20 protein-coding genes are annotated in these 24,682 nt (G+C 69.4%); 11 read left to right on the top strand and 9 right to left on the bottom strand.

Annotated features, from left to right (window positions below; translation table 11 throughout):
• Positions 1–94: 94 nt before the first annotated feature.
• Positions 95–751, bottom strand: coding sequence for a response regulator (locus ACLQ2O_RS37875; protein ID WP_425842195.1), 657 nt, complete (start codon positions 749–751; stop codon positions 95–97).
• Positions 748–1,941, bottom strand: a complete 1,194-nt coding sequence (locus ACLQ2O_RS37870; RefSeq protein ID WP_425842192.1) for a sensor histidine kinase — start codon at positions 1,939–1,941, stop codon at positions 748–750. Before ACLQ2O_RS37870 ends, ACLQ2O_RS37875 begins: the two co-directional genes overlap by 4 nt.
• Before the next feature lie 143 nt (positions 1,942–2,084).
• Here ACLQ2O_RS37870 and ACLQ2O_RS37865 point away from each other — a divergent pair, with 143 nt between their 5' ends.
• From ACLQ2O_RS37865 to ACLQ2O_RS37855, 3 genes are all read left to right on the top strand, one after another.
• Positions 2,085–2,972, top strand: a complete 888-nt coding sequence (locus ACLQ2O_RS37865; protein WP_425842189.1) for an ABC transporter ATP-binding protein — start codon at positions 2,085–2,087, stop codon at positions 2,970–2,972.
• A gap of 27 nt (positions 2,973–2,999) precedes the next feature.
• On the top strand, positions 3,000–3,821 hold the full coding sequence (locus ACLQ2O_RS37860; protein ID WP_425842187.1) for an ABC transporter permease: 822 nt from the start codon (positions 3,000–3,002) through the stop codon (positions 3,819–3,821).
• Positions 3,822–4,038: 217 nt separating this feature from the next.
• Positions 4,039–4,233, top strand: coding sequence for a DUF3073 domain-containing protein (locus tag ACLQ2O_RS37855; RefSeq protein WP_425842184.1), 195 nt, complete (start codon positions 4,039–4,041; stop codon positions 4,231–4,233).
• A gap of 228 nt (positions 4,234–4,461) precedes the next feature.
• On the opposite strand, the gene purM is transcribed toward ACLQ2O_RS37855, so the two are convergent.
• Together purM and purF are read right to left on the bottom strand one after the other, a co-directional pair.
• Complete coding sequence (purM, locus tag ACLQ2O_RS37850; RefSeq protein ID WP_425842181.1) at positions 4,462–5,532, bottom strand: phosphoribosylformylglycinamidine cyclo-ligase; 1,071 nt, start codon at positions 5,530–5,532, stop codon at positions 4,462–4,464.
• Between the two features lie 115 nt (positions 5,533–5,647).
• Positions 5,648–7,210 carry an amidophosphoribosyltransferase gene (gene purF / locus ACLQ2O_RS37845; RefSeq protein ID WP_425842178.1) on the bottom strand — a complete coding sequence of 521 codons (1,563 nt, stop codon included), beginning with the start codon at positions 7,208–7,210 and terminating at the stop codon, positions 5,648–5,650.
• A gap of 391 nt (positions 7,211–7,601) precedes the next feature.
• Here purF and ACLQ2O_RS37840 point away from each other — a divergent pair, with 391 nt between their 5' ends.
• Together ACLQ2O_RS37840 and ACLQ2O_RS37835 are read left to right on the top strand one after the other, a co-directional pair.
• On the top strand, positions 7,602–8,456 hold the full coding sequence (locus ACLQ2O_RS37840) for a helix-turn-helix transcriptional regulator (protein ID WP_425842175.1): 855 nt from the start codon (positions 7,602–7,604) through the stop codon (positions 8,454–8,456).
• 270 nt (positions 8,457–8,726) lie between these two features.
• Positions 8,727–9,443, top strand: coding sequence for a hypothetical protein (locus tag ACLQ2O_RS37835; RefSeq protein ID WP_425842173.1), 717 nt, complete (start codon positions 8,727–8,729; stop codon positions 9,441–9,443).
• 1,360 nt (positions 9,444–10,803) lie between these two features.
• Here the strand turns inward: ACLQ2O_RS37835 and ACLQ2O_RS37830 are convergent.
• Positions 10,804–12,972: a beta-galactosidase gene (locus ACLQ2O_RS37830; RefSeq protein WP_425842170.1), complete on the bottom strand. Its 2,169-nt coding sequence runs from the start codon at positions 12,970–12,972 to the stop codon at positions 10,804–10,806.
• A 112-nt stretch (positions 12,973–13,084) separates the two neighbouring features.
• Between ACLQ2O_RS37830 and ACLQ2O_RS37825 the strand changes: the two genes are divergently transcribed.
• Genes ACLQ2O_RS37825 through ACLQ2O_RS37805 form a run of 5 tightly spaced genes read left to right on the top strand, consistent with a single transcriptional unit; the run spans position 13,085 to position 19,534 of the window.
• Complete coding sequence (locus tag ACLQ2O_RS37825; RefSeq protein ID WP_425842167.1) at positions 13,085–14,077, top strand: LacI family DNA-binding transcriptional regulator; 993 nt, start codon at positions 13,085–13,087, stop codon at positions 14,075–14,077.
• 41 nt (positions 14,078–14,118) lie between these two features.
• Positions 14,119–15,798, top strand: a complete 1,680-nt coding sequence (locus ACLQ2O_RS37820; RefSeq protein WP_425842164.1) for an ABC transporter substrate-binding protein — start codon at positions 14,119–14,121, stop codon at positions 15,796–15,798.
• Position 15,799: 1 nt separating this feature from the next.
• The gene (locus ACLQ2O_RS37815) at positions 15,800–16,795 is read left to right on the top strand and encodes an ABC transporter permease (RefSeq protein WP_425842162.1); all 996 of its coding nucleotides are present in this window, start codon (positions 15,800–15,802) and stop codon (positions 16,793–16,795) included.
• Positions 16,792–17,694 (top strand): ABC transporter permease, encoded by a 903-nt coding sequence (locus ACLQ2O_RS37810; protein WP_425842160.1) that lies wholly within the window; start codon positions 16,792–16,794, stop codon positions 17,692–17,694. The genes ACLQ2O_RS37815 and ACLQ2O_RS37810 overlap by 4 nt, the downstream gene beginning before the upstream one ends.
• Before the next feature lies 1 nt (position 17,695).
• Positions 17,696–19,534, top strand: coding sequence for an ABC transporter ATP-binding protein (locus ACLQ2O_RS37805; RefSeq protein WP_425842157.1), 1,839 nt, complete (start codon positions 17,696–17,698; stop codon positions 19,532–19,534).
• On the opposite strand, the gene ACLQ2O_RS37800 is transcribed toward ACLQ2O_RS37805, so the two are convergent.
• The 4 genes from ACLQ2O_RS37800 to ACLQ2O_RS37785 are packed head-to-tail and all read right to left on the bottom strand — an operon-like array spanning position 19,453 to position 23,624.
• A complete protein-coding gene (locus tag ACLQ2O_RS37800; RefSeq protein WP_425842154.1) occupies positions 19,453–20,823 on the bottom strand; it encodes an NAD(P)(+) transhydrogenase (Re/Si-specific) subunit beta in 1,371 nt (456 codons plus the stop codon). The genes ACLQ2O_RS37805 and ACLQ2O_RS37800 overlap by 82 nt on opposite strands.
• Positions 20,820–21,125 (bottom strand): NAD(P) transhydrogenase subunit alpha, encoded by a 306-nt coding sequence (locus tag ACLQ2O_RS37795; RefSeq protein ID WP_425842151.1) that lies wholly within the window; start codon positions 21,123–21,125, stop codon positions 20,820–20,822. The genes ACLQ2O_RS37800 and ACLQ2O_RS37795 overlap by 4 nt, the downstream gene beginning before the upstream one ends.
• Positions 21,122–22,246 (bottom strand): NAD(P) transhydrogenase subunit alpha, encoded by a 1,125-nt coding sequence (locus ACLQ2O_RS37790; protein WP_425842148.1) that lies wholly within the window; start codon positions 22,244–22,246, stop codon positions 21,122–21,124. Before ACLQ2O_RS37790 ends, ACLQ2O_RS37795 begins: the two co-directional genes overlap by 4 nt.
• Positions 22,247–22,295: 49 nt before the next feature.
• The gene (locus tag ACLQ2O_RS37785) at positions 22,296–23,624 is read right to left on the bottom strand and encodes a dipeptidase (protein WP_425842145.1); all 1,329 of its coding nucleotides are present in this window, start codon (positions 23,622–23,624) and stop codon (positions 22,296–22,298) included.
• 84 nt (positions 23,625–23,708) lie between these two features.
• Here ACLQ2O_RS37785 and ACLQ2O_RS37780 point away from each other — a divergent pair, with 84 nt between their 5' ends.
• A complete protein-coding gene (locus tag ACLQ2O_RS37780) occupies positions 23,709–24,656 on the top strand; it encodes a hypothetical protein (protein WP_425842142.1) in 948 nt (315 codons plus the stop codon).
• Positions 24,657–24,682 lie beyond the last annotated feature (26 nt).

Genomic DNA, 24,682 nt, shown 5'->3' with positions numbered 1-24,682 from the left:
CCGGATCCCCCTCCGGTCGCTGACCTGAAACCGGTCGTGCGTCGCCGCCCCACCCCTCCGGCGGCGCACGGCCGGTTTCCTTTTGGCCTGGGGGCTACTCGTCCAGGAGTCCTGCGTCGTGGGCGAGGATCGCCACCTGGACCCGGTTGGTGGCGCTCAGCTTCACCAGCACCCGCGAGACGTGCGCCTTCACGGTCGCCTCGCTCATGAACAGCGTCTTGCCGATGTCGGCGTTCGACAGCCCCTTGGCGACCGCCGCGAGCACCTCGCGCTCCCGGTCGGTGAGCGCGGTCAGCCGCGCCCGCGCGTCCCGCTGCCGGTCCGTCCGCGGGTCCGCCGCGAAGTGCCCGATCAGCCGCCGCGTCACCGCCGGCGACAGCATCGCCTCACCGGCCGCGACCACCCGCACCGCCTGGACCAGCTCGCGCGGCGGGGTGTCCTTGAGCAGGAACCCGCTCGCCCCCGCCTGCAGCGCCCGGAAGACGTAGTCGTCCAGGTCGAACGTCGTCAGTACGACGACCTTCGGCGGATCCGGCAGCGCCTGGATCTCCCGGGTCGCGGCCAGCCCGTCCAGCCGGGGCATCCGGATGTCCATCAGCACGACGTCCGGCCGGTGCTCGCGGACCATCGCGGCCGCGTCGGCGCCGTCCTCGGCCTCGGCGACCACCTCGAGGTCCTCGTCGGACTCCAGGATCATCTTCAGCCCGGCGCGGACCAGCGCCTCGTCGTCCACGATCAGCAGCCGTGTCATGCCTCTCCTTCTCTCCCGTCCGACCAGGGCAGCCAGGCCTCGACCCGCCAGCCGCCCTCCGGCGTGGTTCCGGTGGTCAGTCGACCACCGGACAGCGTGACTCGCTCGCGCAGCCCGACGAGTCCGGCGCCCGAGCCCGGGAGCAGCGAACCAGCAGCGACCGGCCGTACGTTCGTCACCCGTACGGTCACGCCGTCGCCCTCGGCGCCACGGACAAGGACCTCGGTCGTCGCACCGCGCGCGTGCTTGTGGACGTTGGTCAGCGACTCCTGGACGATCCGGTAGACCGTCCGGCCGACCAGCGGCGGTACGCCGTCCGGCAGGTCCAGCTCACTCCGGACGTCCACACCGGCGGCCCGCGAGTCGTCGACCAGCCGGGCCAGGTCGGACGCCTTCGGCACCGGGGCCAGGTCGGCGCCGTTCTCGCTGACGTCGGCCTTCAGTACGCCGAGCACCTCGCGCAGGTCCTCCATCGCCTGCCGCGCGGTCTGCCGGATCAGCCCGGCGGAGCTCTCCACCTTCTCCGGGCCGACCGCCGGGTTCACCTCCAGCCCACCGGCGTGCAGCGCGATCAGCGACACCTTGTGGGCGAGTACGTCGTGCATCTCCTGGGCGATCCGGGCCCGCTCACCCAGCTTGGCCTGCTCGGCCCGCAGCTCCCGCTCGGCCTCGGCCCGCTCGGCGCGGTCCCGCAGCGACACCATCAGGTCGCGCCGCGCCCCGACGTACGCGCCGACGGCGACCCAGCTGCCGACCAGGAACGGGCCGGTGAAGAAGAAGGCGTCCGGGTCGCGGTTGCCGTTCGCCTCCCAGGAGCTCCCGACGTACGCGACGTACGCGGCCAGGCTGAGGACCGCGAGCCAGAGGTCCCGGCGACGGATCGCCAAGGTGAGCAGAGCCAGCCCCATCGGGATGAAGATCTGACCCGTCCCCAGCGCGAGGACGCCGATCACGGCCACCGCGATCGGGTAGCGACGCCGCCACCACAGCGCGAGCGAGGCGACCACCCCTGCACCGAGCACGAACCAGCTCCGGCCCTGCCAGGCGCCCTGTTCGGTGCTCGCCGCCTGGGCGACGATCGAGAGCAGGCTGAAGCCGATGTACATCAGGTCGCGGAAGCGCGGCGCGTGCCGGAGGAACCAGGCGTACCACCGGCCGAACCTGGTGATCCACCGGCGCAACCATCGCATTCGGTCAGCGTAGTCGCGCTGGGTCATACCTTTCGTCCCCCTCACGGGGGTCCTGGAGTCGCAGTTGTGGCGACTTTCGTAGGGGGCTGGTCGAGACGGTCGGTCGATGTGGCGCGGGGGTCCGGCGGGCGAGAGTAGTGGACATGATCACCGTCGAGAACCTGAGCAAGCGGTACGGCAGCACCACGGCTGTCAGCGATGTCTCCTTCACCGTCCAGCCCGGCAGCATCACCGGCTTCCTCGGGCCCAACGGTGCGGGCAAGTCGACCACGCTGCGGATGCTGACCGGGCTGACCCCGCCGAGCGCCGGCACCGCCACCATCAACGGCAAGCGGTACGCCGACCTGCCGAACCCCGGCCGCGTCGTCGGCGTCATGCTGGACGCCGCGGCCCAGCACCCGGGCCGCACCGGCCGGGAGACGCTGGCCCTGAACGCGAGCCTGCTCGGCGTACCGAAGACCCGGGCGGACGAGATGCTCGAGGCCGTCGGCCTCGACGGCGCGGCGAAGCGCCGGGTCGGGCAGTACTCGCTCGGCATGCGGCAGCGGCTCGGCATCGCCAACGCGCTGCTCGGCGACCCGGCCGCGCTGATCCTGGACGAGCCGGCCAACGGCATGGACCCGGAAGGCATCCGCTGGATGCGCGGCCTGCTGCAGGACTTCGCCGCCCGGGGCGGCACCGTGATCCTGTCCAGCCACCTGCTGGGCGAGGTGCAGGCGACCGTCGACCGGCTGGTCGTCATCGGCGGCGGCCGGATCGTCGCCGACGGCTCGCTGGACGAGCTCCTGGCCGGCAGCGGCACGCTGGTCCGCGGCCTGGACCCGATCGGCCTGAACCAGGCACTGACCGCGGCCGGGCTGAACCTGGAGCCGCTGCAGGACGGCGCCCTGCGCGTCGACGCCACCGCCGAGCAGGTCGGCCGTGCGGCCGCCGCGGCGGGCCAGATCCTGCTCGAGCTGCGCGAGAGCGACAGCGCCGGCCTGGAGGAGCTGTTCTTCCAGCTGACCACCCCGACCGCCGTCGCGGCCTGACCACTTCTTCCACCAGGAGCTTCTGACATGACTGTCACCGAAATCCCCACCACCCCGGCACCCGCCGCGGCCACCGGTAAGCACCGGGCCGACGCCGTGTCGACCAGCCTGCCGCCCGCGCGCGGACAGTCCTTCGCCAAGCTCGTCGGTATCGAGCTGCGCAAGTCCGTGAACACCCGCAGCGGTCGGGTCCTGATCCTGGCCATCCTGGCCATCGCCATGGCCGCCCTGGTCTGGGAGCTCACCCACCTGAGCGACGGTCCGGCCCGGTTCGAAGGGTTCCTCGGCGCCGCCTCGACCGGCGTGCTGCTGATCCTGCCCGTCATCGGTGTGATGGCGATGACGAGTGAGTGGACCCAGCGGACCGCGCTGACCACGTTCACTCTGTCGCCGCGCCGGGTCCGGGTGCAGCTGGCCAAGTTCGCTTCCGCGGTGGTGCTGAGCGCCGTCGTACTGACCGCTACCGCTGTCCTGGCGCTGGCCGCGACCGCACTCGGCGGAGCCGTCGGCGGCGACGGTGCGACGTACGCCGGAATGGGTGGAGCGCTTGCCGGCGCCTACCTGAGCACCGCGCTGAACGTCCTGATGGGCGCCGCCTTCGGTGCCGTCATCGCCCAGACCGCGGCCGCCGTGCTGGTCTTCTTCGTGGCGCCGACCGCCTGGTCGCTGGCCGGGCCGGCCCTGTTCAAGGACAACGCGGACTGGCTGGACGTCTTCGGCGCCTTCGGCCGGATCGCGGGGCGTGACCTGCAGGGCATGGTGCCCGAGACGCTCACCGCGGTCGCGGTGTGGGTCGTCCTGCCGACCGTCGTCGGACTGTGGGCAAGCTCACGTCGCGAGGTGAAGTAGACAGCGCTCCCGAGCGCAAAAGACGCGGTGGGCCTGACCGGTTTGAGGGGACCGGGCAGGCCCATCGGACTGTCATCGGAGGTCTCAGGGCGTCCGACCAGGGGGCGGTGCGTGTGTCGATCCCCGGCTCCGGGTAACCTAGAACCACGATTACTGACGACTGATCCGTGGGCGCCACGCTGCGTACCCGGTTGACTTGTGCGAGGGGGTCGACGCTATGGGGCGCGGCCGTGCAAAGGCCAAGCAGACGAAGGTCGCTCGCGACCTGAAGTACCGCACCTGGGAAACCGACCTGGACCAGCTCAAACGAGAGCTGGCCGGCGGGGACGAGGGTGGCGGTACCCGTTCTGCAAACGGTGACGCCGACACAGACGCCGGCGATGACGCCGACGACTACCACCCCCGTCGGTAAAGCAACAGCAGCTTCAGTGACTGGTCCAAGCGCCTAGGCGCCTGGACCAGTCGGCTGTGCTCGATCGACGGAGTTCGTCACACACCGGTACCGCAGGGCGTTCCAGCCTGCCGTCACCGGCTCATGCGATGCCAGTCTGCGGACGGTGGCGCTCACCCGCGGTGAACGCCACCTGAGCAGTCGTGCGTCTGGACCGCTGGGGTCGTTCGTCGTACCCCAGACTCTGGCTCAGCTCGCGTAGTCGCCCTGCAGCTCGACACCTGTGCTGCCGGTGCTGACCTCGCCACAGACCCACGCGGGGATGTCACGCTCGGCCAGGACGGCGATCGCGCGGTCCGCGGCGGCCGGGTCCAGGACCGCGACCATGCCGACGCCCATGTTCAGCGTCTTCTCCAGCTCCAGCTGCGGTACGTCGCCGAGCCGGCCGACCAGACCGAAGACCGGCGCCGGCGTCCAGGACGACCGGTCGATCCGGACCGCCAGCTCGTCCGGGATCACCCGGGCCAGGTTCGCCGCGAAGCCGCCACCGGTGATGTGGGACATCGCGTGCAGCGGGCGGTCGCCGCCGGTGTTCAGCGCCCGGATCAGCTCCAGGCAGTGCTTGGCGTAGACCCGGGTCGGGGTGATCAGCGTGTCACCGAGGGTGCCGCCGAGCTCGGGGACCTCACGGTCGAGCTGCCAGCCGGCCCGGTCGAAGAAGACGTGCCGGACCAGGGAGTACCCGTTCGAGTGCAGGCCCGACGAGGCCATCGCGACGACGACGTCGCCGGCCTTGACCCGCTCCGCGCCGAGCAGCTCGTCGGCCTCGACCACACCGGTCGACGCGCCCGCGACGTCGTACTCGTCGGGCTCGAGCAGGCCCGGGTGCTCGGCGGTCTCGCCGCCGACCAGCGCCGTACCGGCCTCGACGCACGCCTCGGCGATGCCCTTGACGATCTGCGCGATCGTCTCCGGGACCACCTTGCCGGTGCAGATGTAGTCGGTCATGAACAGCGGCTCGGCGCCGCAGACCACCAGGTCGTCGACGACCATGCCGACCAGGTCGAACCCGATCGTGTCGTGCCGGTCCATCTTCTGCGCGATCGCGACCTTGGTCCCGACCCCGTCGGTCGACGTCGCCAGCAGCGGCCGCCGGTACGCCGTCAGCGCGGTCGCGTCGAACAGGCCGGCGAACCCACCGAGCCCCCCGACCACCTCGGGACGGGTCGCCTTGGACACCCACTCCTTCATCAGCTCGACGGCCCGGTCCCCGGCCTCGATGTCGACTCCGGCGGCGGCGTAGCTCGCGCCCTGGCTCACGGTGTTCTCCTTAGTCGGCGGGACGGCGTCCCGGAAGTACGTCGTACGGCAACGCCCAGCGCCCGGCCGGTCTCGCGGGGAGCGTCGGTCGGGAGCTGGGTCATCGGACTAGCCGTTAGGGGCGGGACAGGGCGTCCGCGGCACCGGCTCCACCGGCGACCGCTGCCAGGCCGTCCGCGTCGGTGCTGACCGGGACCTCCAGCAGGTGCTTGCCGATCCGCTCCGGGTCCGGCAGCGCGACCGGGTAGACCCCGTCGAAGCAGGCCCGGCAGAGCTGGTCCTTCGGCAGCGTGGTGGCCTCGACCAGCGTGTCCAGATCGACGTACCCGAGCGAGTCGGCGCCGAGTGAGCGGCAGATCTCCTCGGTGTTCAGGCCGTTCGCGATCAGTTCGGCGCGGCTGGCGAAGTCGATGCCGTAGAAGCACGGCCACTTCACCGGCGGCGCGGTGATCCGGACGTGGATCTCCTTCGCGCCGGCCTCGCGCAGCATCTTGATCACGGCGCGCTGGGTGTTGCCGCGGACGATGGTGTCGTCGACCACGACCAGTCGCTTGCCCTCGATCACCTCGCGCAGCGGGTTCAGCTTGAGCCGGATCCCGAGCTGGCGGATGGTCTGGCTGGGCTGGATGAAGGTCCGGCCGACGTACGCGTTCTTGACCAGGCCGGCGCCGTACGGGATGCCGGACTCCTCGGCGTACCCGATGGCTCCCGGTACGCCGGACTCCGGCGTGGCGATCACCAGATCGGCGTCGGCCGGGTGCTCGCGGGCGAGCCGGCGGCCGATCTCGACGCGGGTCGAGTGGATCCGCTGACCGGAGATCTGGGTGTCCGGCCGGGCCAGGTAGACGAACTCGAACAGGCAGCCCTTGAGGTCCGGCTCGGCGAACTTGATCGAGCGCAGACCGTTCTCGTCGATCGCGACGATCTCGCCCGCCTCGACCTCGCGGACGAAGCTGGCGCCGACGATGTCCAGCGCGGCGGTCTCGCTGGCGACCACCCAGCCCCGCTCCAGCCGGCCGAGCACCAGCGGGCGGATGCCCTGCGGGTCGCGGGCGGCGTACAGGGTGGACTCGTCCATGAAGACCAGGCTGAACGCGCCCTTGACCTTCGGCAGCACGCGGGCCGCGGCCTGCTCGATGGTCAGGTTCGGGTACGCCGCGAGCATCGAGGTCAGGATGTCGGTGTCGGAGGACGCGCCGTGCTTGGCGTTCGCCTTCGCGTGCTCGACCTCCAGGTCCAGCCCGAGATCCAGGTCGCCGCTGCCGTCCAGGGTGGCCGCGAGGTCACCGGTGTTGGTCAGGTTGCCGTTGTGCGCGAGCGCCACCGACCCGGTCGCGGTCGACCGGAACGTCGGCTGCGCGTTCGCCCAGACGCTGGAACCGGTCGTCGAGTACCGGCAGTGCCCGACGGCGATGTGCCCCCGGAGCGAGGCGAGAGTCGCCTCGTCGAAGACCTGACTGACCAGGCCCATGTCCTTGTAGACCAGGATCTGACTCCCGTTGCCGACCGCGATCCCGGCCGACTCCTGCCCTCGGTGCTGCAGAGCGTAGAGCCCGAAATAGGTGAGTTTGGCGACCTCTTCCCCAGGAGCCCAGACTCCGAAGACGCCACAGGCGTCCTGCGGACCCAGATCCTGCGGGTCGAGATCATGAGTGAGCCGACCATCGCCACGAGCCACGGGCAACAGTCTACGGGACGGTTTTCACCAGCATGTCGAGCACGGGCTGTTCGGATCATCCGGGGGCGGTGCACCCTCCGTCGCCGACCCCACCGTCAGCGACGCGGCGCCGGCCAGCAGCACCGTTGACACCGCAACGGCCAGAAACCTCTTGATCACAGCCAGTCCCCTCCGAAATAATCCGAAACCATCAACTGAGCGCGCTAAATCGACGCACCCTGTATATGGTCGGTTCCAAACGAGCGTTGGAAGGGTGTGGAAAGTGCTGGAACCGCTAGGTCTGGACGAGGCGACCTCGGCGGTCTACCACGCCCTCCTCCGCGCGCCAGACAGTACGCCGGAACAGATTGCCGCGCTACTGAATCGGCCAAAGCCCGAGGTTCACCAGCTAATGGATGAACTGCGGAAACTCGACCTTCTCGTCCCGACCTGGACCAACCCCGAGATCGAGCACGCTGTGCACCCCAGAGTCGGCCTGGCCGGTCTGGTCGAGCGACGCCGCAGCGAGCTGAACCGGATGCTCGGCGAGCTCGCCGAAGCCGCTGCGACCGCGGAGGTGATGGCCGAGCAGTACAACGAACTGCTGACCTCCCGCACCAGCGGCGACGTAGAGGTCCTGAAGGGCCGAGCCAACGCGTCCCGCCGAATCGAAGAGCTGGGCGCCAAGGCCCGCGAGACGTTCTGGGGTCTCGTCCCCGCTCACGTCGACGAGATCGTCGCCCCGGCCGAGGAGTCTCCGGATCTCCCGCTGCTCGAACGCGGGATCAAGATGCGCACCGTCTACCTGCAGAGCATGACGGTCTCCAAGCCAGGCCTGGAGTTCGCCGCGTTCATGCACAAGCAGGGCAACGAGGTCCGCGCCACCCCGACCCTGCCGATGCGCCTGCTGCTGATCGACCACGAGATCGCGGTCATGCCACTGGACCCGGCCGTCGAGAGCACCGGCGCGGTCATCCACCGCAGCCCAGCGGTGGTGGCGATGGCGCTCGCCCTCTTCGACTCGTACTGGTCCCGCGCCACCGAACTCTTCGCCCCCGAGGACCGCGACAACGAGTCACCCCTGACGCCTCACGAGGCGGAGGTCCTCCGCCTGCTCGCCGGCGGAGCCAAGGACGAGCAGGTAGCTCGGTTGCTCGGCATCTCCCTTCGTACGGCAAGACGCATCACCGCCAACCTCTCAGATCGCCTCGACGCCACCTCCCGCTTCGAGCTGGGAGTAGCTGCCGCCAAGCGCGGCTGGGTCTAGCCGACGGATGTACGAGTCGCTCGGCGTCGCCGAGACCACGCTGCGCATCTACCAACACCTGCTAGACCACCCGGACGCCGAGAACCCGGCCCTGGCATCGCCGGCAGCCTGTACGCCGGACGAGGTCGCGACCGCGCTCGCCAAACTCCGTGAGCTGAAGCTCCTGGTCCCCCGCTGGACCGGAGGTGCGGAGTACGCGGTCCTCCGAACGTCGGCTTCGACCTGCTCGCTCAGCAGCGTAGGCAGCAACTGGACGCATTCGCTGAAGAATTGCGCCGGGACGAAGCCGAGGCGGAACTGCTGGCGCAGCGAGACACAGACCTCCTGCGCCACAAGCACGCCCAGGACATTGAAATCATCGAAGGCCGGGAAAAGGCACACGAGCGAACGGAGCAGTTCCAGCCCCGCAAATCTGTGTGCGCTTTCATCCTCACAACGAAGGCCGACAGCTTTGGCGCGCCCGAGGATTCTCCGGACCGGACACACCTCGAACGCGGAGTCAAATACCGAAACATTTACCTGACCGCGGCACTGAGCGCACCCCGGGTCACCGAGTACTGGCATTGGCTACGCACCTACAGCGCCGGGATCAGGGTCGTTCCGACGTTGCCGATGCGCCTGATCATCGTGGACGGCGAGGCCGTTGTGATGGCACTCGATCCTGACGATCACGCTCGCGGCATCGTCGTGCACCACAGCCGGAGCGCGGTCCTGCTGGCCACCGAGCTGTTCGAGAGCTACTGGGCTCGGGGTGAGCTACCCCCGCAGCTACGCGATGAGGCGGCGCCTGCCGCGGAGATCAGCGCTCAGGAGTCGGCGTTTTTCGCGTTGCTGGTGCAGGGGGCTACCGACGACCAGGCCGGCCGGAAGCTCGGCGTCTCTCTGCGGACCGTCCGCCGGATGGCGGCGAAGCTTGGGGAGCAGGTGGGGGCTTCGGGGCGGTTCGAGCTGGGAGTTCGCGCAGCTCAGTGGGGCTGGGTGCGGTAACAGCCCAGGAATTAACCGGTTCGGATTTTGTGGACTGGACCGGTTCAGGTGCACCAGCCTTGGCGAGATGCTGCCGGCGGGTTGTGGTCCCGGCAGAAAAGTGCGGGGAGCGTGAGCCATTCCACACCGTCGGATAAACGGAGCGGTGCCATGGCGAGCGGGGCGACGAGGGCGAGCGCGAGGATCGCGGCGAGTACCGGGAGCGGGATGGACCGGACGGCGATCATGGTCGACGCCTCCTTTCGGGCACGACTAACCGCACGGCAATAGCCGCGGGGTTCGAGGGGTGGGTTTGCACGGCTAATCGAGCCGGCGGAGTCGGCGCTCCGGGCGCCTGCCCAAGAACCTATTTCCCACCGCTCCACACCAGCAAGCCTCCCGCCCGGCCGCATGCTGCATTGGCACCACGCGGCCGCCCAGACGTACGGGCAGACAACCCGGCGGCCGGGCCAGAATCACGGCGCCGGGCGCGACCGTGGTCGCGCGGCCGGGCTCACCCGGGCTGGTCGGCTGGACACCCAGCGTGCAGCCTCACTCTCCATACGGGCGGGCCGAAGCCCAGAACGGGCGGACCCAACCGGACCGTCCGACGAGCCGAGCGGGACGGGGACGGGCGGGCCGAGCGGGACGGGGACGGGCGGGCCGAGCGGGTGGAGCGGAGCCAGCAGCCCAGGCCAGCCGGGCGGGCTTGCGGACCCGACCGGCAGACAGGACGAGGTGGGCTGGACTACCCAACCGTGCGGTCCTCCCCGCCGTACCGGTGGATGAGCCGGCCGGGGAACGGGACGGGACGGCCGGACGGGCGAGCGGGCCGACTGCTGGCCGGGCTGCCTGGGCCGGCTGGGCTGGAGCCCACCGCGTAGCCCTCGCCCGCACCGCGAGGTTGGCCGACCGGAACGGGCGTGCGGACCCGACTGGCGGGCAGGACGAGGTGGGCTGGACGAGGTGGGCTGGACGAGGTGGGCTGGACGAGGTGGGCTGGACGGCTGGCTACCCACCCGTGCGGTCTCCCCGCCGTACGGGCGGGGTGGGGTGTGGGCTGGCCGGACGTGTGGGCGGATCAGCGGGCAGGCCAGTTGGGCTGGACATCCCAGCCATGCAGTTCCTCCCCGGCGTACTGGCGGGGAGCCGGCCGATGGACGGGGCTTCCAGCCCGGCTAGCCGGGCTGGAAGCCCACCGCGTAGTGCCCACCGCCCTACGAGGTGAACCACCGGATGGCGTGCGGACCCGACCGGCAGGCAGGACGAGGCGGGGTGGGCGGGCTGGCTGGCTACCCAGCCGGGCAGTCTCCCCGCCGTACGGGCGGACGGGGCGGCCGGTGGACAGGCCTGGGGGTGTGGGATCGCCCTGGGGTTTGGGTTACAGCGGGAGGATTCGGCCCGTTCGGGCGGGGAGGGTTAGCTCGGTGCCGTTGAAGAGGGGGGTGTTGTTGTGGGAGATGAGCAGGGACTGGTCGATCGGGCTGACGTTGAGGGTGTGGAGGAGGCGGGTGCCGGTGGGGGTTGTGGTTGAGGTGAGGACGATGCCGGGGGTGGTGGCGTTGTGGGTGTGGCGCGGGGTGGCGCCTAGGCGGGCCAGGAGGGTGGTCCAGAAGGGGAGGTGGGCTGGGTAGTCGCAGGTGAGGACTATGGCGTGGCCCTTGCCTGCGTGGATCTCTACGCCTACTGGTGAATTGGTGGAGACGTCGGTGGCGAAGACCTCGTGGGCGATCGGCGAGGTGGCCGGGGACAGCGTCAAGGGCTGGAGGACGCCGACGCGGACTTCGGCGGTGGCGGTGGTCCACGTCTCGGCTTGGACTGATGGGAAGTAGTGGGGGCTGCCGTTGACCAGCTCGCCAGGTGAGAGGGACAGGGCGTCGGCCAGGAGGGTGCAGGGGGTGCCGTCGGGGGTTTCGGTGGGGAGGGCGCCTGTGAGCAGCAGTCGGCCGCCGGTGAGGACGAAGTCGGCCAGGCGTTGCTGGACGTCGGCGGCCAGGGTTGGGGCGGAGGCCAGGCAGAGGACCCGGGATTCGACGAAGTCGGTTTGGAGATTGACGGCGGGGAAGGAGAAGCCGGCCAGCAGGAGTGAGCGGGCGAGGACGTCGCGGAGGCCCATGCCGCGGAAGCGTTCCAGGTTGGCGACCTGCTTTCGGCGTACGTCGTCGCCGGGGTGGCAGTACTCGGTCAGGTAGTGGTCGGGGACGAAGCCGAGGACGATGTCGTCGTACTCCTCATCCATGTCTGCGAGGTCGGGGAAGGACCGGAGCTCGGCGAGTGTGTCGGCGAGGACGGCGTACGACGGGTTGAGCTGGCCCTCGGGGCCGACCGGTGCGGTGAAGCCGTGGCGTTCGCCGGTGAAGGCGATGCGGTCGTTGCCGTCGCCGACCGGAACGCCGAGCGGAGGATTGTGGCCGCCGGCGAACAGGTAGTAGTTCAGCAACCTGTTGCCCTGGGCAACACAGAGGCGAGTCTTCAAGGCCAGTGCCGACGGCGGCACCTGACGGCTCAGGTCCTCACCGTAGTCGCCGAGACCAGCTTCGAACTCCAGCGACGTCAGCGGCTGGTCGGCGCCATGGACCGCGGCCATGAACGCGTTCATCACGTAGAGATCCGCGACGTTCTCGACGGTGAGATCACCGAGGTAGTGATCGGACCCCGAGGTCATCGCCGACTGACCCGAGTACGACGGGAAGAGCTGGCTGATCCCGATCGGGTAGGTGCGCCCGCGGCCCTCGCCGGTCCCGTGCAGGTTGATCAGGAACGGCACGCCGGTCACCCCGTGCGATTCGGCCTCACGCCGCAAGAAAGCGAAGTACCGCGCATACCGATCCCGCTGGAACACCGACAGCTCGTGGTGCAGCGCAAGCGATCCCGAAGCAGGCGACCGTACGCCGGCCCGCCACGCAGCAACGTCGTCCACGTCGAGCCCAAAGGAGTCACGCCCGGACGCCCGCACCCAAGCACCGAACTCATCCACCGCCGCGTCGTTCAGGTCCGGCGTGTTGGTCACCCACGACAGCATCCCCACCTCGTTGTCGAGCTGCACAGCAACCACCGGACCACCAACTGGCGCCAACTGTGAAGCCAGCAAGGGCATCACCTCGCCGTACCACCGCTTCACCGACTCCAAGTACGCCGGCGCAAGGTAATCCACATCCCGAGTAGGCGCAGGCGTCGAGTCCCACCCCACCGCCCCCACACCAGGCTCGTAAACGCTGTACGGCAGCCCCTCGTTCTTCAGCTCCGCCATCACGAACGGCCCCGGCCGGGCGATCACCGACAGGCCCTTCGCGGCCGCGAGCTCCAGAAAACCGGCAAGATCCCGGTACGGCGAAGTCCGCCCCACAAGATCGACAGACCCGTCCGGCAATTCATGCACCAACCAGGGCATGTACGTCGCCACGGCGTCGCACCCCGCGGCCACCAGAAGATCCAGCCGCGACGCCCAATCGGCCCGTGCGAGCCGGAAGTAGTGCACCTCCCCCGACAGCATCAGGGACGGTTTCCCGTCGATCACCAGCCGACGCCTGCTCAGCTGAACGGTCCTCATCGTGGGCCTCTCCATCGAACCTGCGACGACGCGCCACCTCTTGCCGCCGGTCCGATTCCTCACCTATGGTCGCTGAAACCGGTTACTGCAACGTTACGGCGGGAGGTCGCGGATGGGCAACCAGCGGCTGACGGTGCGCGAGATCGCCGAGATCGCCGGCGTCTCGATCGCCACCGTGTCGCGTGTCTCCCGCGGAATCGGCCAAGTCAGCCCGGAGACCCGCGCACGGGTCGAACGAGTGATCGAGGAGCACGACTACCGCCCGAGCCAGCTCGGCAAGGCCCTTGCCGAGCGCAAGCACGGCGCGGTCGCGATGGTCTTTCCCGGCCTGTCCGGCCCGTACTTCTCCGAGCTGATCCAGGGCTTCGAGTACGAGGCGATGGAGGCCGGCGCCAGTGTGCACATCGTCGGCACCCATCACCGCGCGGCCGCCGACGACGACGTGCTGGCGATCTCCGGCCGGGTCGACGGCATCGCGGTGCACGGCGGCACGATCCAGCAGCAGACCCTGCGCAGGCTGGCCGCCGAAGTGCCGGTCGTCGTACTGGCCGGCAAACCGCTCGACGGCATCCCCGCCGTACGGGCCGACAACAGCAGAGTGGCGGAACTGACCAGGCATCTGCTGCTCGACCACGGTTACCGGCGGCTCGCGTTCGTCGGCAATCCCGACGGCTCCCCCGACGTCACCGAACGCTGGGAAGCCTTCAAGCAAGGGCATCGTGAGGCGAAAGCAACGCCACCGAAGGCGCCCCTGAAGGTCGGGCTGCAGCAGTCCGACGGCGTGATCGCCGCCGGTGAGCTGCTGGCCGGCCGCCGCCATCCCGGGGCGATCGTGTGCGCGAACGACGAGACCGCGCTCGGCGTCCTGATCGGCGCGCTCGGCCGCGGTCTCAAGGTCCCGGACGACGTCGCGATCACCGGCTTCGACGACGTCGCGATGTCCTCGCTGGTCCGACCCGGGCTGACCACCATCCGGCAGCCCGTCCGTGAGCTCGGAGCCGTCACCGCACGCCTGCTGATCGCGGGCGTCGGCGGACCGGGCGCGGTGATGGACACCGTCCTCACCACCGAACTCGTGCTGCGCGGCAGCTGCGGCTGCCCGTAACCCCTCCGCCCAGGAGGCGCCCCGATCGACAGGAGCAGGCAATGAACCGCCCGAATTTCCTCCGTACGGCGGCAGTCGCCGTCGCGACCACGCTCGCCCTGGTCGGCTGCACCGGCACCAGCGGCACCAACGGCAGCGGCGGAGGTGGAACGGCCACGAACGGCCTGATCGACTACCTCGACTACGGCGACTTCGGCGGCGGCACCGCTCCGCAGGCCAACTTCAACCCGTACCTGGAGGCCACCCGTCTCGGCGGCGTCGACTACGTCTTCGAGAAGCTGATGGTCTACGACAGCTTCTCCTGTACGGCGAAACCGTGGCTGGCCACAGGTTTCAAGTGGAACGACCCCAAGACCCTGACCTTCACCCTGCGCGACGGCGTGCAGTGGAACGACGGAAAGCCCTTCACCAGCAAGGATGTCGGCTTCACCTTCGACCTGCTGAAGAAGAACGAGGCGCTCGACGTCAAGGGCATCTGGCGCTACCTGGCGGCGGTCGAGACGCCCGACGCCAAGACCGTCACGATCAAGTTCAAGGATCCCGGCGCCTCGACGTTCACGCTGCTGACCGAGATCTACATCGTGCCCGAGCACGTCTGGTCGCAGCAGTCCGACCCGGTCAAGTTCGTCAACGCCCAGAACCCGGTCGGGACCGGCCCGATGAAGATCAAGTCGTTCAACCCCCAGCAGCTCACGGTCGAGCGGAACCCGGACTACTGGCAGGCCGACAAGGTCAAGGTGCAGGAGATCCGGTTCCACAAGGCCGACGCCGGCGGCGCGGTCGAGCAGCTGAAGCTGAGCCGCGGTGAGTACGACACCAACGCGATGTTCGTCCCGGACATCAAGAAGGCGTTCGTCGACCGCGACCCGGAGACCAACCACTACTGGTACCCGCCGGGCGGCTCGATCTCGGCGTACATGAACCTCACCAAGGCGCCGTTCGACGACCTCGCCTTCCGCAAGGCGATGACGACCGCGTTCGACCGCGACCAGATCATCACCAAGGCGCAGCTCGGCTACGTGAAGGCGGCCAGCCAGACCGGCCTGGTCGTGCCGGGTCAGGAGAAGTGGTTGCCGCAGGGCCTCACCGACGAGGGCCGGATCACGTTCGACCCGGCGAAGACCAACGACGCGCTGACCCAGGCCGGCTACCCGAAGGATGCCCAGGGCAAGCGTCTCGGCAAGGACGGACAGCAGGTCAAGTTCACCTTCAAGGTGCCCGGCAGCTACACCGACTGGGTCTCGGCCGCGCAGATCATCGTGCAGAACCTGAAGGCGCTCGGCTTCGACGTCGCGCTGGAGACGCCCAACCCGCCGACGTACGAGAGCGACCGCGCGGTCGGCCGGTACGACATGCTGTTCGGCGTGCACGGCGGCTCCTGCAACATGTTCCGCAACTTCTCCGAGCCGCTGGGCAGCGACCAGTCCGCGCCGATCGGCAAGAAGGCGGCCAGCAACTTCGTCCGCTGGAACGACCCGACGACCGACAAACTGCTGGACGAGCTCAGGCTGGCGACGGACGAGGGCAAGCAGAAGGAAGCCGTCGCCGGGCTGGCCAAGGTCATGACCGACCAGGTCCCGATGATCCCGCTCTGGTACGGCGCCAAGTGGTTCCAGTACCAGACCGACAAGGCCATCGGCTGGCCGGACGAGCAGAACCCGTACGCCGCTCCTGGTGACAACGTGCTGGTCCTGACCAACCTCAAGCCCGCCGGAAGCTGACATGCGCTACTTCCTGCGCAGAGCCGGCTTCTTCCTGGCCACCCTCTGGGCCGCGATCACGCTCAACTTCCTGATCCCGCGGCTGCAACCTGGTGACCCCGCCGAGGCGATCGTGTCCCGGCTGGGCGGGCAGAGTCAGGCGATCGACCCGGCCCAGGTCGAGGCGGTCCGCAAGATGCTGGGCGCTCCCGACGGCAACCTGCTCACCCAGTACGGCGACTACCTGGCCGCCGTACTGCAGGGCGACTTCGGCATCTCGTACACGTACTTCCCGTACACGGTGACGCACATGATCGGCCAAGGCCTGCCGTGGACGCTGGTCCTGGTCGGTGTCACCCAGATCGTGTCGTTCATCGTCGGGACGCTGCTCGGCGCGTGGGCGGCGTACCGGCGCAACAGCCGCGTCGACTCGGTCATCACGCTCGGCTCGACGTTCGTCGGCACGCTGCCGTTCTTCTGGCTCGCGCTGGTGCTGATCTACGTCTTCGCGATCACGCTCAACTGGTTCCCCAGCGGCGGCGGGTACGGCGGCGGCAGCAACCCAGGCTGGACCTGGCTGTTCTTCTCCGACGCCTTCCAGCACAGCGTCCTGCCGGCCGTGTCGCTGCTGATCGTCGGCCCGATCGGCTGGATCATCGGCATGCGCAACAACATGGTCCAGACCCTCGGCGAGGACTACGCCCGGCTGGCCCGCGCCAAGGGCCTGTCGCGGCGACGGATCGCACTCACGTACGGCGCCCGGATCGCGGTGCTGCCGAACGTGACCGGCTTCGCGATCGCGCTCGGCGGCATCCTCGGCGGGACCGTGCTGGTCGAGGCGATCTTCAACTACCCCGGCCTCGGCCGGATGATGCTGGAGGCCGTCTCGAACCGGGACTACCCGCTGATGCAGGCGCTGTTCCTGTTCATCACCGTGGGCGTGCTGATCGCGAACTTCCTGGCCGACCTGCTGTACGGCGTACTGGATCCGCGGGTGCGACGGGAGGAGGCGGTATGACACTCCAGGACACAGAGCAGGCGGAAGTCGCCGCGGTCGAGGCGTCCAGGTCCTCCCGCGTCCCCGGCTGGTTCGTCATCCTCTGGCGCAACCGCAAGTGCCGGATCGGGCTGATCATGCTCGGCGCGTTCGTCCTGATCGCGGTCTTCGCGCCGCTGATCGCGCCGTACGAGCCACGCGCGAACACCTTCACACCCTCGATCGGCCCGTCCGGCGGAAACTGGCTCGGCACGACCGCGCAGGGCGAGGACGTCTTCAGCCAGCTCGTGTACGGCGCGCGCACGTCGCTGATCGTCGGCCTGGCGGCGGGAACGCTGTCGACCGTGATCGGGCTGGCCGTCGGTCTCACCGCCGGCTACCTGCGCGGGACGGTCGACGAGGTGCTGTCGTTCTTCATCAACCTGGCGCTCGTCGTACCGGTGCTGCCGCTGATGATCACGCTCGCGGCGTACGCGCCGGTGAAGGGCTTGTGGCTGATCGTCTTCGTCATCAGCATCACCGGCTGGGCGTACGGCGCGCGACTGAAGCGGTCGCAGATCATCACGCTACGGACCCGCGACTACATCACCGCCGCCAAGTTCGCCGGGGACTCGACCGCGCGGATCATCGTCCGGGAGATCCTGCCGAACATGACGTCGCTGGTCGTCGTCGGCTTCATGGGTGCCTGCCTCGGCGCGATCGGCGGCGAGGCCGGCCTGGCGTTCCTCGGGCTCGGCGACCCGACCACCACCAGCTGGGGCACGATGCTCAACCAGGCCAACACCGGCGGCGCGATGCTGACCGGCCAGTGGGCCTGGCTGGTCGCGCCCGGCCTGGCGTTCGCCGGGCTGATGACCGCGCTGACGTTGATCAACTTCGGGGTCGATGCCCTGAGCAACCCGCATCTGAGGGAGGATTGAGATGGCTCTGCTCGAGGTGCGCGACCTGTCCGTCACCTACAGCCCGCGCGACTCCTCGCCGGTCCGCGCGGTCGACGGTGTGTCGTTCGACGTCGCCGACGGCGAGTTCGTCGGGCTGCTCGGTGAGTCCGGCAGCGGGAAGTCCACGCTCGGCAACGCGATCCTGGCGCTGCTCGACAAGCCCGCGGCGGTCAGCGGCGGGTCGGTCGTCTTCGACGGTACGACGGTCACTACCACGTCCGAGGAGGAGCTCCGGCCGTTGCGCTGGGCAAAGATCTCCACGGTCTTCCAGAGCAGCATGAACTCGCTCAACCCGGTGATCACGGTCGGCGCCCAGTTCGCCGACACCTTCGCGGCGCACGGGCGGGAAGGCGATGCCCGGCAGCTGCTGGAGCTGGTCTCGCTCGACACCGACGTACTCGAGCGCTACCCGCACGAGCTGTCCGGCGGCATGAAACAACGGGTCGCCCTGGCGCTGGCACTGGCCCTCGAGCCCCGGTTCGTGCTGCTCGACGAGCCCACCACCGGGCTCGATGTCGTTGTCCAACGCAACATCCTCGACCGGCTCCGCGAGCTGCAGAAGGAGCTCGGTTTCGCCGTGCTCTTCATCAGCCACGACCTGGGCACGGTGATGGAGATGGCCGACCGTGTGATGGTCATGTACGCCGGCGAGCTGGTCGAGGACCAGCCGGCCGCCGCGATGATGCGCGCCCAGCTGCACCCGTACACCCAAGGCCTGCTCGGCTCGTACGCCGATCCGCGGGCCGCCGAGATCACCATCGACTTCATCCCCGGCCGCCCGCCGAACCTCGCCGAGCACCACGCCGGCTGCCGCTTCACTCCACGCTGCCCGGTCGCCGTCGACGCCTGCTCGACCACACACCCCGACCTCCTCCCCGCCGGCGCCGGCACCGCCCGCTGCCTGCTGGTGGAGGAAGGTAAGCCGGTCGACGCCCGCCGAGCCCGTACCTTCGTCGCCGACCGCACCAACCACACCGAGATCGAACCGGTCCTCACGGTCCGGAACGCGGTGAAGACCTACAGGGCGAACAAGGCGGTCGACGACGTCTCCTTCGACCTGAAACCCGGCCGAGTCACCGCCCTCGTCGGGCAGAGCGGCTCCGGCAAGACCACCATCGCCCGCCTGGTGACAGGCGTTGAGCGACCGACATCAGGCTCGATCACCTTCCAAGAGACCGACGTAGGCAAGCTCAGAGGCCGAAAACTGCGTTCGTACCGAAGGCACACCCAACTCGTCTTCCAGGACCCCTTCGCCGCCCTCAACCCCACGCGAACGGTCGCCTACGCGCTCTCCCGCCCCCTCCGCAACCACCTCAAGCTCTCCACAGCCGAGGCCCGCACGAGAGCCGCCGAACTCCTGGAAACCGTCGGCCTCTCCCCAGCGGCCCAGTTCCTCGACAAGCTCCCCCACCAACTCTCCGGCGGTCAACGCCAACGCGTCGTCATCGCGAGAGCCCTGGCCCCCGAGCCGAAGATCCTCGTCGCCGACGAGCCGATCTCCATGCTCGACGTCTCCATCCGCGCCGAGATCCTCGCCCTGCTCGACCAACTGGTGAAGGACCGCGGCATCGCCATGCTCTACATCACCCACGACCTGCTCAGCGCCCGCCTCCTGGCGGACGACGTACTGGTCCTCAACCAGGGCAAGGTCGTCGAGTCAGGCCAGACCCTGGACGTCATCCAGCACGCCCAGGACCCCTACACCCAACTTCTGCTCGACTCGATACCGACGCCGGGTCAGACCGTCTTGACCGATGCGAGCAGCTTGCCCAGGGACTCCCTGGCGTCGCCGAACAGCAGCGTCGTGCGGGGGTCGTAGAGCAGCTCGTTCTCGATGCCGGCGAAGCCGGGGCGCATCGAGCGCTTCAGGAAGATGACGCGCTGGGCCTCGTCGGCGTTGAGGATCGGCATGCCGTAGATCGGCGCGCTGGGCGTCGTCCGGGCTGCCGGGTTGACCACGTCGTTGGCGCCGACGACCAGGACCACGTCGGCCTGCTTGAAGTCGCCGTTGATGTCGTCCATCTCGCGCAGCTGCTCGTACGGGACCTGGGCCTCGGCGAGCAGCACGTTCATGTGACCGGGCATCCGGCCGGCCACCGGGTGGATGGCGTAGTCGACCTTGACGCCGCGCCCCTGCAGCTCCTCGACGAGGTCGCGCAGGGTGTGCTGGGCCTGCGCGACGGCTAGGCCGTAGCCGGGGACGATGATCACGCGGTGGGCGTAGCCGAGCAGGATCGCGACGTCCTCGGCGCTGCCGGAGATCACCGGACGCTCGGACACCGTGCCGGCGCCGAGCGTGGATCCACCGCGGACGGCACCGAAGAGGATGTTGAAGACCGACCGGCCCATCGCGTCGGCCATCATCTTGGTCAGCAACGTACCGGCCGCGCCGACCAGCGTTCCGGCGACGAGCAGCAGCGTGTTGCCGAGCACGTACCCGCCGGCCGCGACGGTCAGACCGGTGAACGCGTTCAGCAACGAGATGACGATGGGTACGTCGGCACCGCCGACCGGCAGCACCAGCATCACGCCGACGGCCAGACCCAGCAGGCACAGCAGTACGCCGACCAGCACGCGCGGCTCCGACACCAGCCACGCCGACACCGCGACGCTGCCGAGCAGCCCGGCGACGAACAGCACCGGCAGGCCCGGGAAGGTGACCGGGCGGGTGGTCATCAGTTCCTGCAGCTTCGCGAACGTGACGATCGAGCCGGAGAACGAGATCGCGCCGACGACGATCGTGAACGCGGTGGCGATCGCGGCGACGGTCTCGCCGTCGTGCACCTCGCCGAGCTCCATCAGCGCGACCAGCGAGGCCGCGCCGCCGCCGACGCCGTTGAACAGCGCGACCAGCTGCGGCATGTGCGTCATCTGCACCCGCCGCGACCCGACCACGCCACCGACCGTGCCGATCACCAGCGCGATCAGGATCGGGACCAGGTTGTCCGGCTTGTACGCCGCGAACGTGATGATCACCGCGAGCACGGCGCCGGCCGCGCCGAGCGCGTTGCCGGTCCGTGCGGTCTTCGGCGACGACAGCGCCTTGAGCGCGACGATGAAGCAGACCGCCGCGATCAGGTAACCGATCTGCGCCCAGGTGCCGATCACTTGTGCAGCTCCTTCTTAGCCCCGCCCGGACCGCGGAACATCTCCAGCATCCGGTCGGTGACCACGAACCCACCGACCATGTTCACCGTCGCCAGTACGACGGCCAGCAGCCCGACGATCACGACCGGCACCGAGTCGGCCTGGCCGGTGACGATGATCGCGCCGACCAGGATCACCCCGTGGATCGCGTTGGCGCCGGACATCAGCGGGGTGTGCAGGGTCGCCGACACCTTGCTGATCACCTCGACGCCGACGAACGCCGCGAGCACGAAGATCGTCAGCAAGGCAATGGACTCGGTCACGAGAGGTTCCCTTCCAAAAGTTCGCGGGTCGGCTCGTGCAGGACCTTGCCGTCGTGGGTGACGCAGCAGCCGGCGACGATCTCGTCGCTGAAGTCCGGGTCGAACGCGGCGTCGCGGGTCATCAGCGTGATCAGGTTGGCCACGTTCTGCCCGTACAGGCGGCTGGCCGGGCCGGCCATCTGGCTGGGCACGTTCGAGCCGCCCCAGACCAGCGCGTTGCCGATCGTCAGCTCGGTCCCGGCGACCGAGCCCTCGACGTTGCCGCCCTGCTCGGAGGCCAGGTCGACGACGACCGATCCGGGCTTCATCTGCTCGACCATTTCACGGGTGACCAGCATCGGCGCGGTCCGGCCCGGTACGGCGGCCGTCGTGATCAACGCGTCCGCGCCGGCGACGTACGGCGCGAGCAGCTCGCGCTGCAGCTGGGCGCGTTCGGCGGTCATCTCGCGGGCGTAGCCGCCGGGGCCGTCCAGCGTGCCGAGCTCGAGCTCGATCGGCTGCGCGCCCATCGAGGCGATCTCCTCGGCGGCGGCGGTGCGGACGTCGTACGCCTTGACGACGGCACCGAGGCGCTTGGCGGTCGCGATCGCCTGCAGGCCGGCGACGCCGGCACCCAGGACGAGCACCTGGGCCGGCGGCACCGTGCCGGCGGCGGTCATGTTCAGCGGGAAGAACCGGGGCAGCCGTTCGGCCGCGACGATCGCGGCCCGGTACCCGGCGACCATCGCCTGCGAGGACAGCGCGTCCATCGCCTGCGCCCGGGAGATCCGCGGGACCAGCTCCATCGCGAACGCGGTCAGCTTGGCCCGGGTCGCGGCCTGGACGACGTCCGGCGGGTTGGTCGGCAGGAACGACATCAGCGCCGTCCCGGCGTGCAGCCGCTGCAGGCGTTCGCGCTCCAGCGGCTGGACCGAGGCCACCACCGTCGCCGCGTGGTCCGCACCCCAGGCGACTTCCGCGCCGGCCTCCCGGTAGGCGTCGTCGGAGAACAGCGCCCGCTCTCCGGCCGCGGGTTCGACCGCGACCTCGTACCCGAGCTGGACCAGCTTGACGACATGTTCCGGCACCAAAGCCACCCGGCGCTCGGCCGGACGGGTCTCTCGCACGACTGCGATCTTCACTCGCCGAAACCTATGCCAAACTCTGGGTCGCCGGAAAGCCCGCTCCGCGCTATGAGGCCAAGTTCCGCAGAAGAGTTGCCTCAGCGAGACACACCTTGGCGAACTCCTCCAGGTGCAGGCCCTCGTCGATGCCGTGGGCCCGGGTGTCCGGATCCTCCACACCGGTGACCAGAACGGCGGCGTTCGGGAAGGCCTGCTGGAACTCGGCGATGAACGGGATCGAGCCGCCGATGCCGACGTCGACGGGCTCGGTGCCCCAGGCCGTGGCGAAGGCCGAACGGGCCGCGTCGTAGGCGGGGCCGCTGGCATCGATCTTGCACGGTTGCCCCAGGTCACCTTCTGTCACGGTGACCTGAGCACCCCAGGACACGTTCTGCTCCAGGTGTCCGCGCAGGGCCTGCATCGCCTTGACGGCGTCGTCCCCCGGCGCGAGCCGCACGCTCACCTTCGCCTTGGCCACCGGCACGAGCGTGTTGGACGCGTCGGCCACCCGCGGTGCGTCGATGGCCAGTACGGCGACCGCCGGGCGCGTCCACAACCGGTCGACCAGTGAGCCGGACCCGATCAGGCGGACCGAGTCCAGCACGCTCGACTCGGACCGGAACCGCCCTTCGGGATAGTCCAGGTCGGCCGCGCGTGTCGCGTGCAGTCCGTCGACCGCGACATCGCCCTGGTCGGTGTGCAGGGTGGCAAGCAACCGGCACAACGTCGTCAACGCGTCCGGTACGGCGCCACCGAACAGACCCGAGTGGACCGCGTGGTTCAGCGTCCGCACCTCGACGTAGCAGTCGACGAACCCACGCAGCGAGACGGTCAGGGCCGGTTGGCCGATCGCCCAGTTCGCCGAGTCGGCGATCACGATCGCGTCCGAGGTGAGCTCGTCGGCGTACTCGTCGAGCAGCTGCAGCAGGCTCGGCGAGCCGATCTCCTCCTCGCCCTCGACGAAGACCGTCACGCCGACCGGAAGATCGTTGCCAAAGGCCCGTACGGCGGCCAGGTGCGCCGCGATGCCGGCCTTGTCGTCGGCGGCACCCCGGGCGTACAGCCGGTCCCCGCGCTCGGTCGGCACGAACGGCTCCGAGGTCCACTCCTCGACGTTGCCGGTCGGCTGGACGTCGTGGTGCGCGTACAGCAGCACGGTCGGTTTGCCGGCCGGTGCCGGCTTCTTCGCGATCACCGCGGGCGCGCCGTCACCGGCGCGCACGATCTTCACCGCGAACCCCTCGGCCTCGAAGAGCGCGGCGGTCGCCTCGGCGGAGCGCTGGACGTCGGCCGCACGGGCCGGGTCCGCACTGACCGAGGGAATCCGGATGAGGTCCTCGAGGTCGGCACGGACGGAGGGCAGAACGCGGTCGATCGCCGCGGCTAGATCGGTCATGCGCCCTACCGTACTGCGGGTGAATTACTTACCATCAATGCTGTAGCTCCCGAAGGTTATCGCCCAAACCTGAGAGGAACGACCATGGCCCGACCCTTAGCCATCCTGACCAGCCTGCTCACCACCGCGGCCGCTCTGACCGCCGTCTCCGCACCGACGCTCGCGACCGCCGCGATCACCTGCGACACCGCGACCACCGGCGGCAGCACCTTCTACGACGGACCGTCGGCCTCCAAGAAGTACGACGCCCGGTTCAGCAACAGTCACAGCATCCCCAACCTCAGCACGCACACCCCGCAAGGCGCCGGCACTTGGTACAACTGGGACGGCAGCGGCAAGAACCTGCTGCTCGTCGCGTCGTACCGCGGTGGCGCGGACTCGCAGATCTACGGCATCGACGCCGCCACCGGCGCCAACGTCGGCGTCGTCGCGATCGCCGAGTCGCACGTCGGCGGCATCACCACCAGCAAGGGCTGGGCCTTCGTCGCCGGCGCCGGCAGCTCGATCCGCAAGTACCGGCTGACCGAGCTGCGGGACGCCCTGAAGGCCGCCGGGACGCCGTACCTGACGCAGGTCGGCACCGCCCGGCAGGTGGCCGGCTCCTCGTTCCTCAGCAGCTACGGGGACTCGCTGTTCTCCGGGTCGTTCAACGAGACCGGCCGCGGCACGATGTACGAGTACAAGATCGCCGACGACGGCACGCTGACCACCGTCACCGGCGCCTGGGAGGTCCCGACCAAGACCCAGGGACTGATGATCACCGCGAACCACTTCGTCTACAGCACGTCGTACGGGCGCGGGAACCGCAGCAACCTGTACGTCGTGAAGCGCGGCCAGAAGGACCTGGACGCGGCGGCGCTGAGCTGCTTCCGGGCGCCGAGCATGACCGAGGGCATCACCGAGTACAACGGCACGGCCTACCTGGTCTACGAGTCCGCCAGCCACCTGTACGGCGGTGACCCGGCCACCCTCAACGTGATCCCGCGGATGCACAAGGCGACGGTCTCGTCGCTGACCTCACTGGTCGGCTGAGTTCTTCAGTCACTCTTCAGGTCCGA

Source organism: Kribbella sp. DT2, assembly GCF_049844575.1.
Lineage (GTDB): Bacteria > Actinomycetota > Actinomycetes > Propionibacteriales > Kribbellaceae > Kribbella.
Note: the sequence above shows the minus strand (reverse complement) of the source record. Positions and strands in the feature narration are given on the sequence as shown.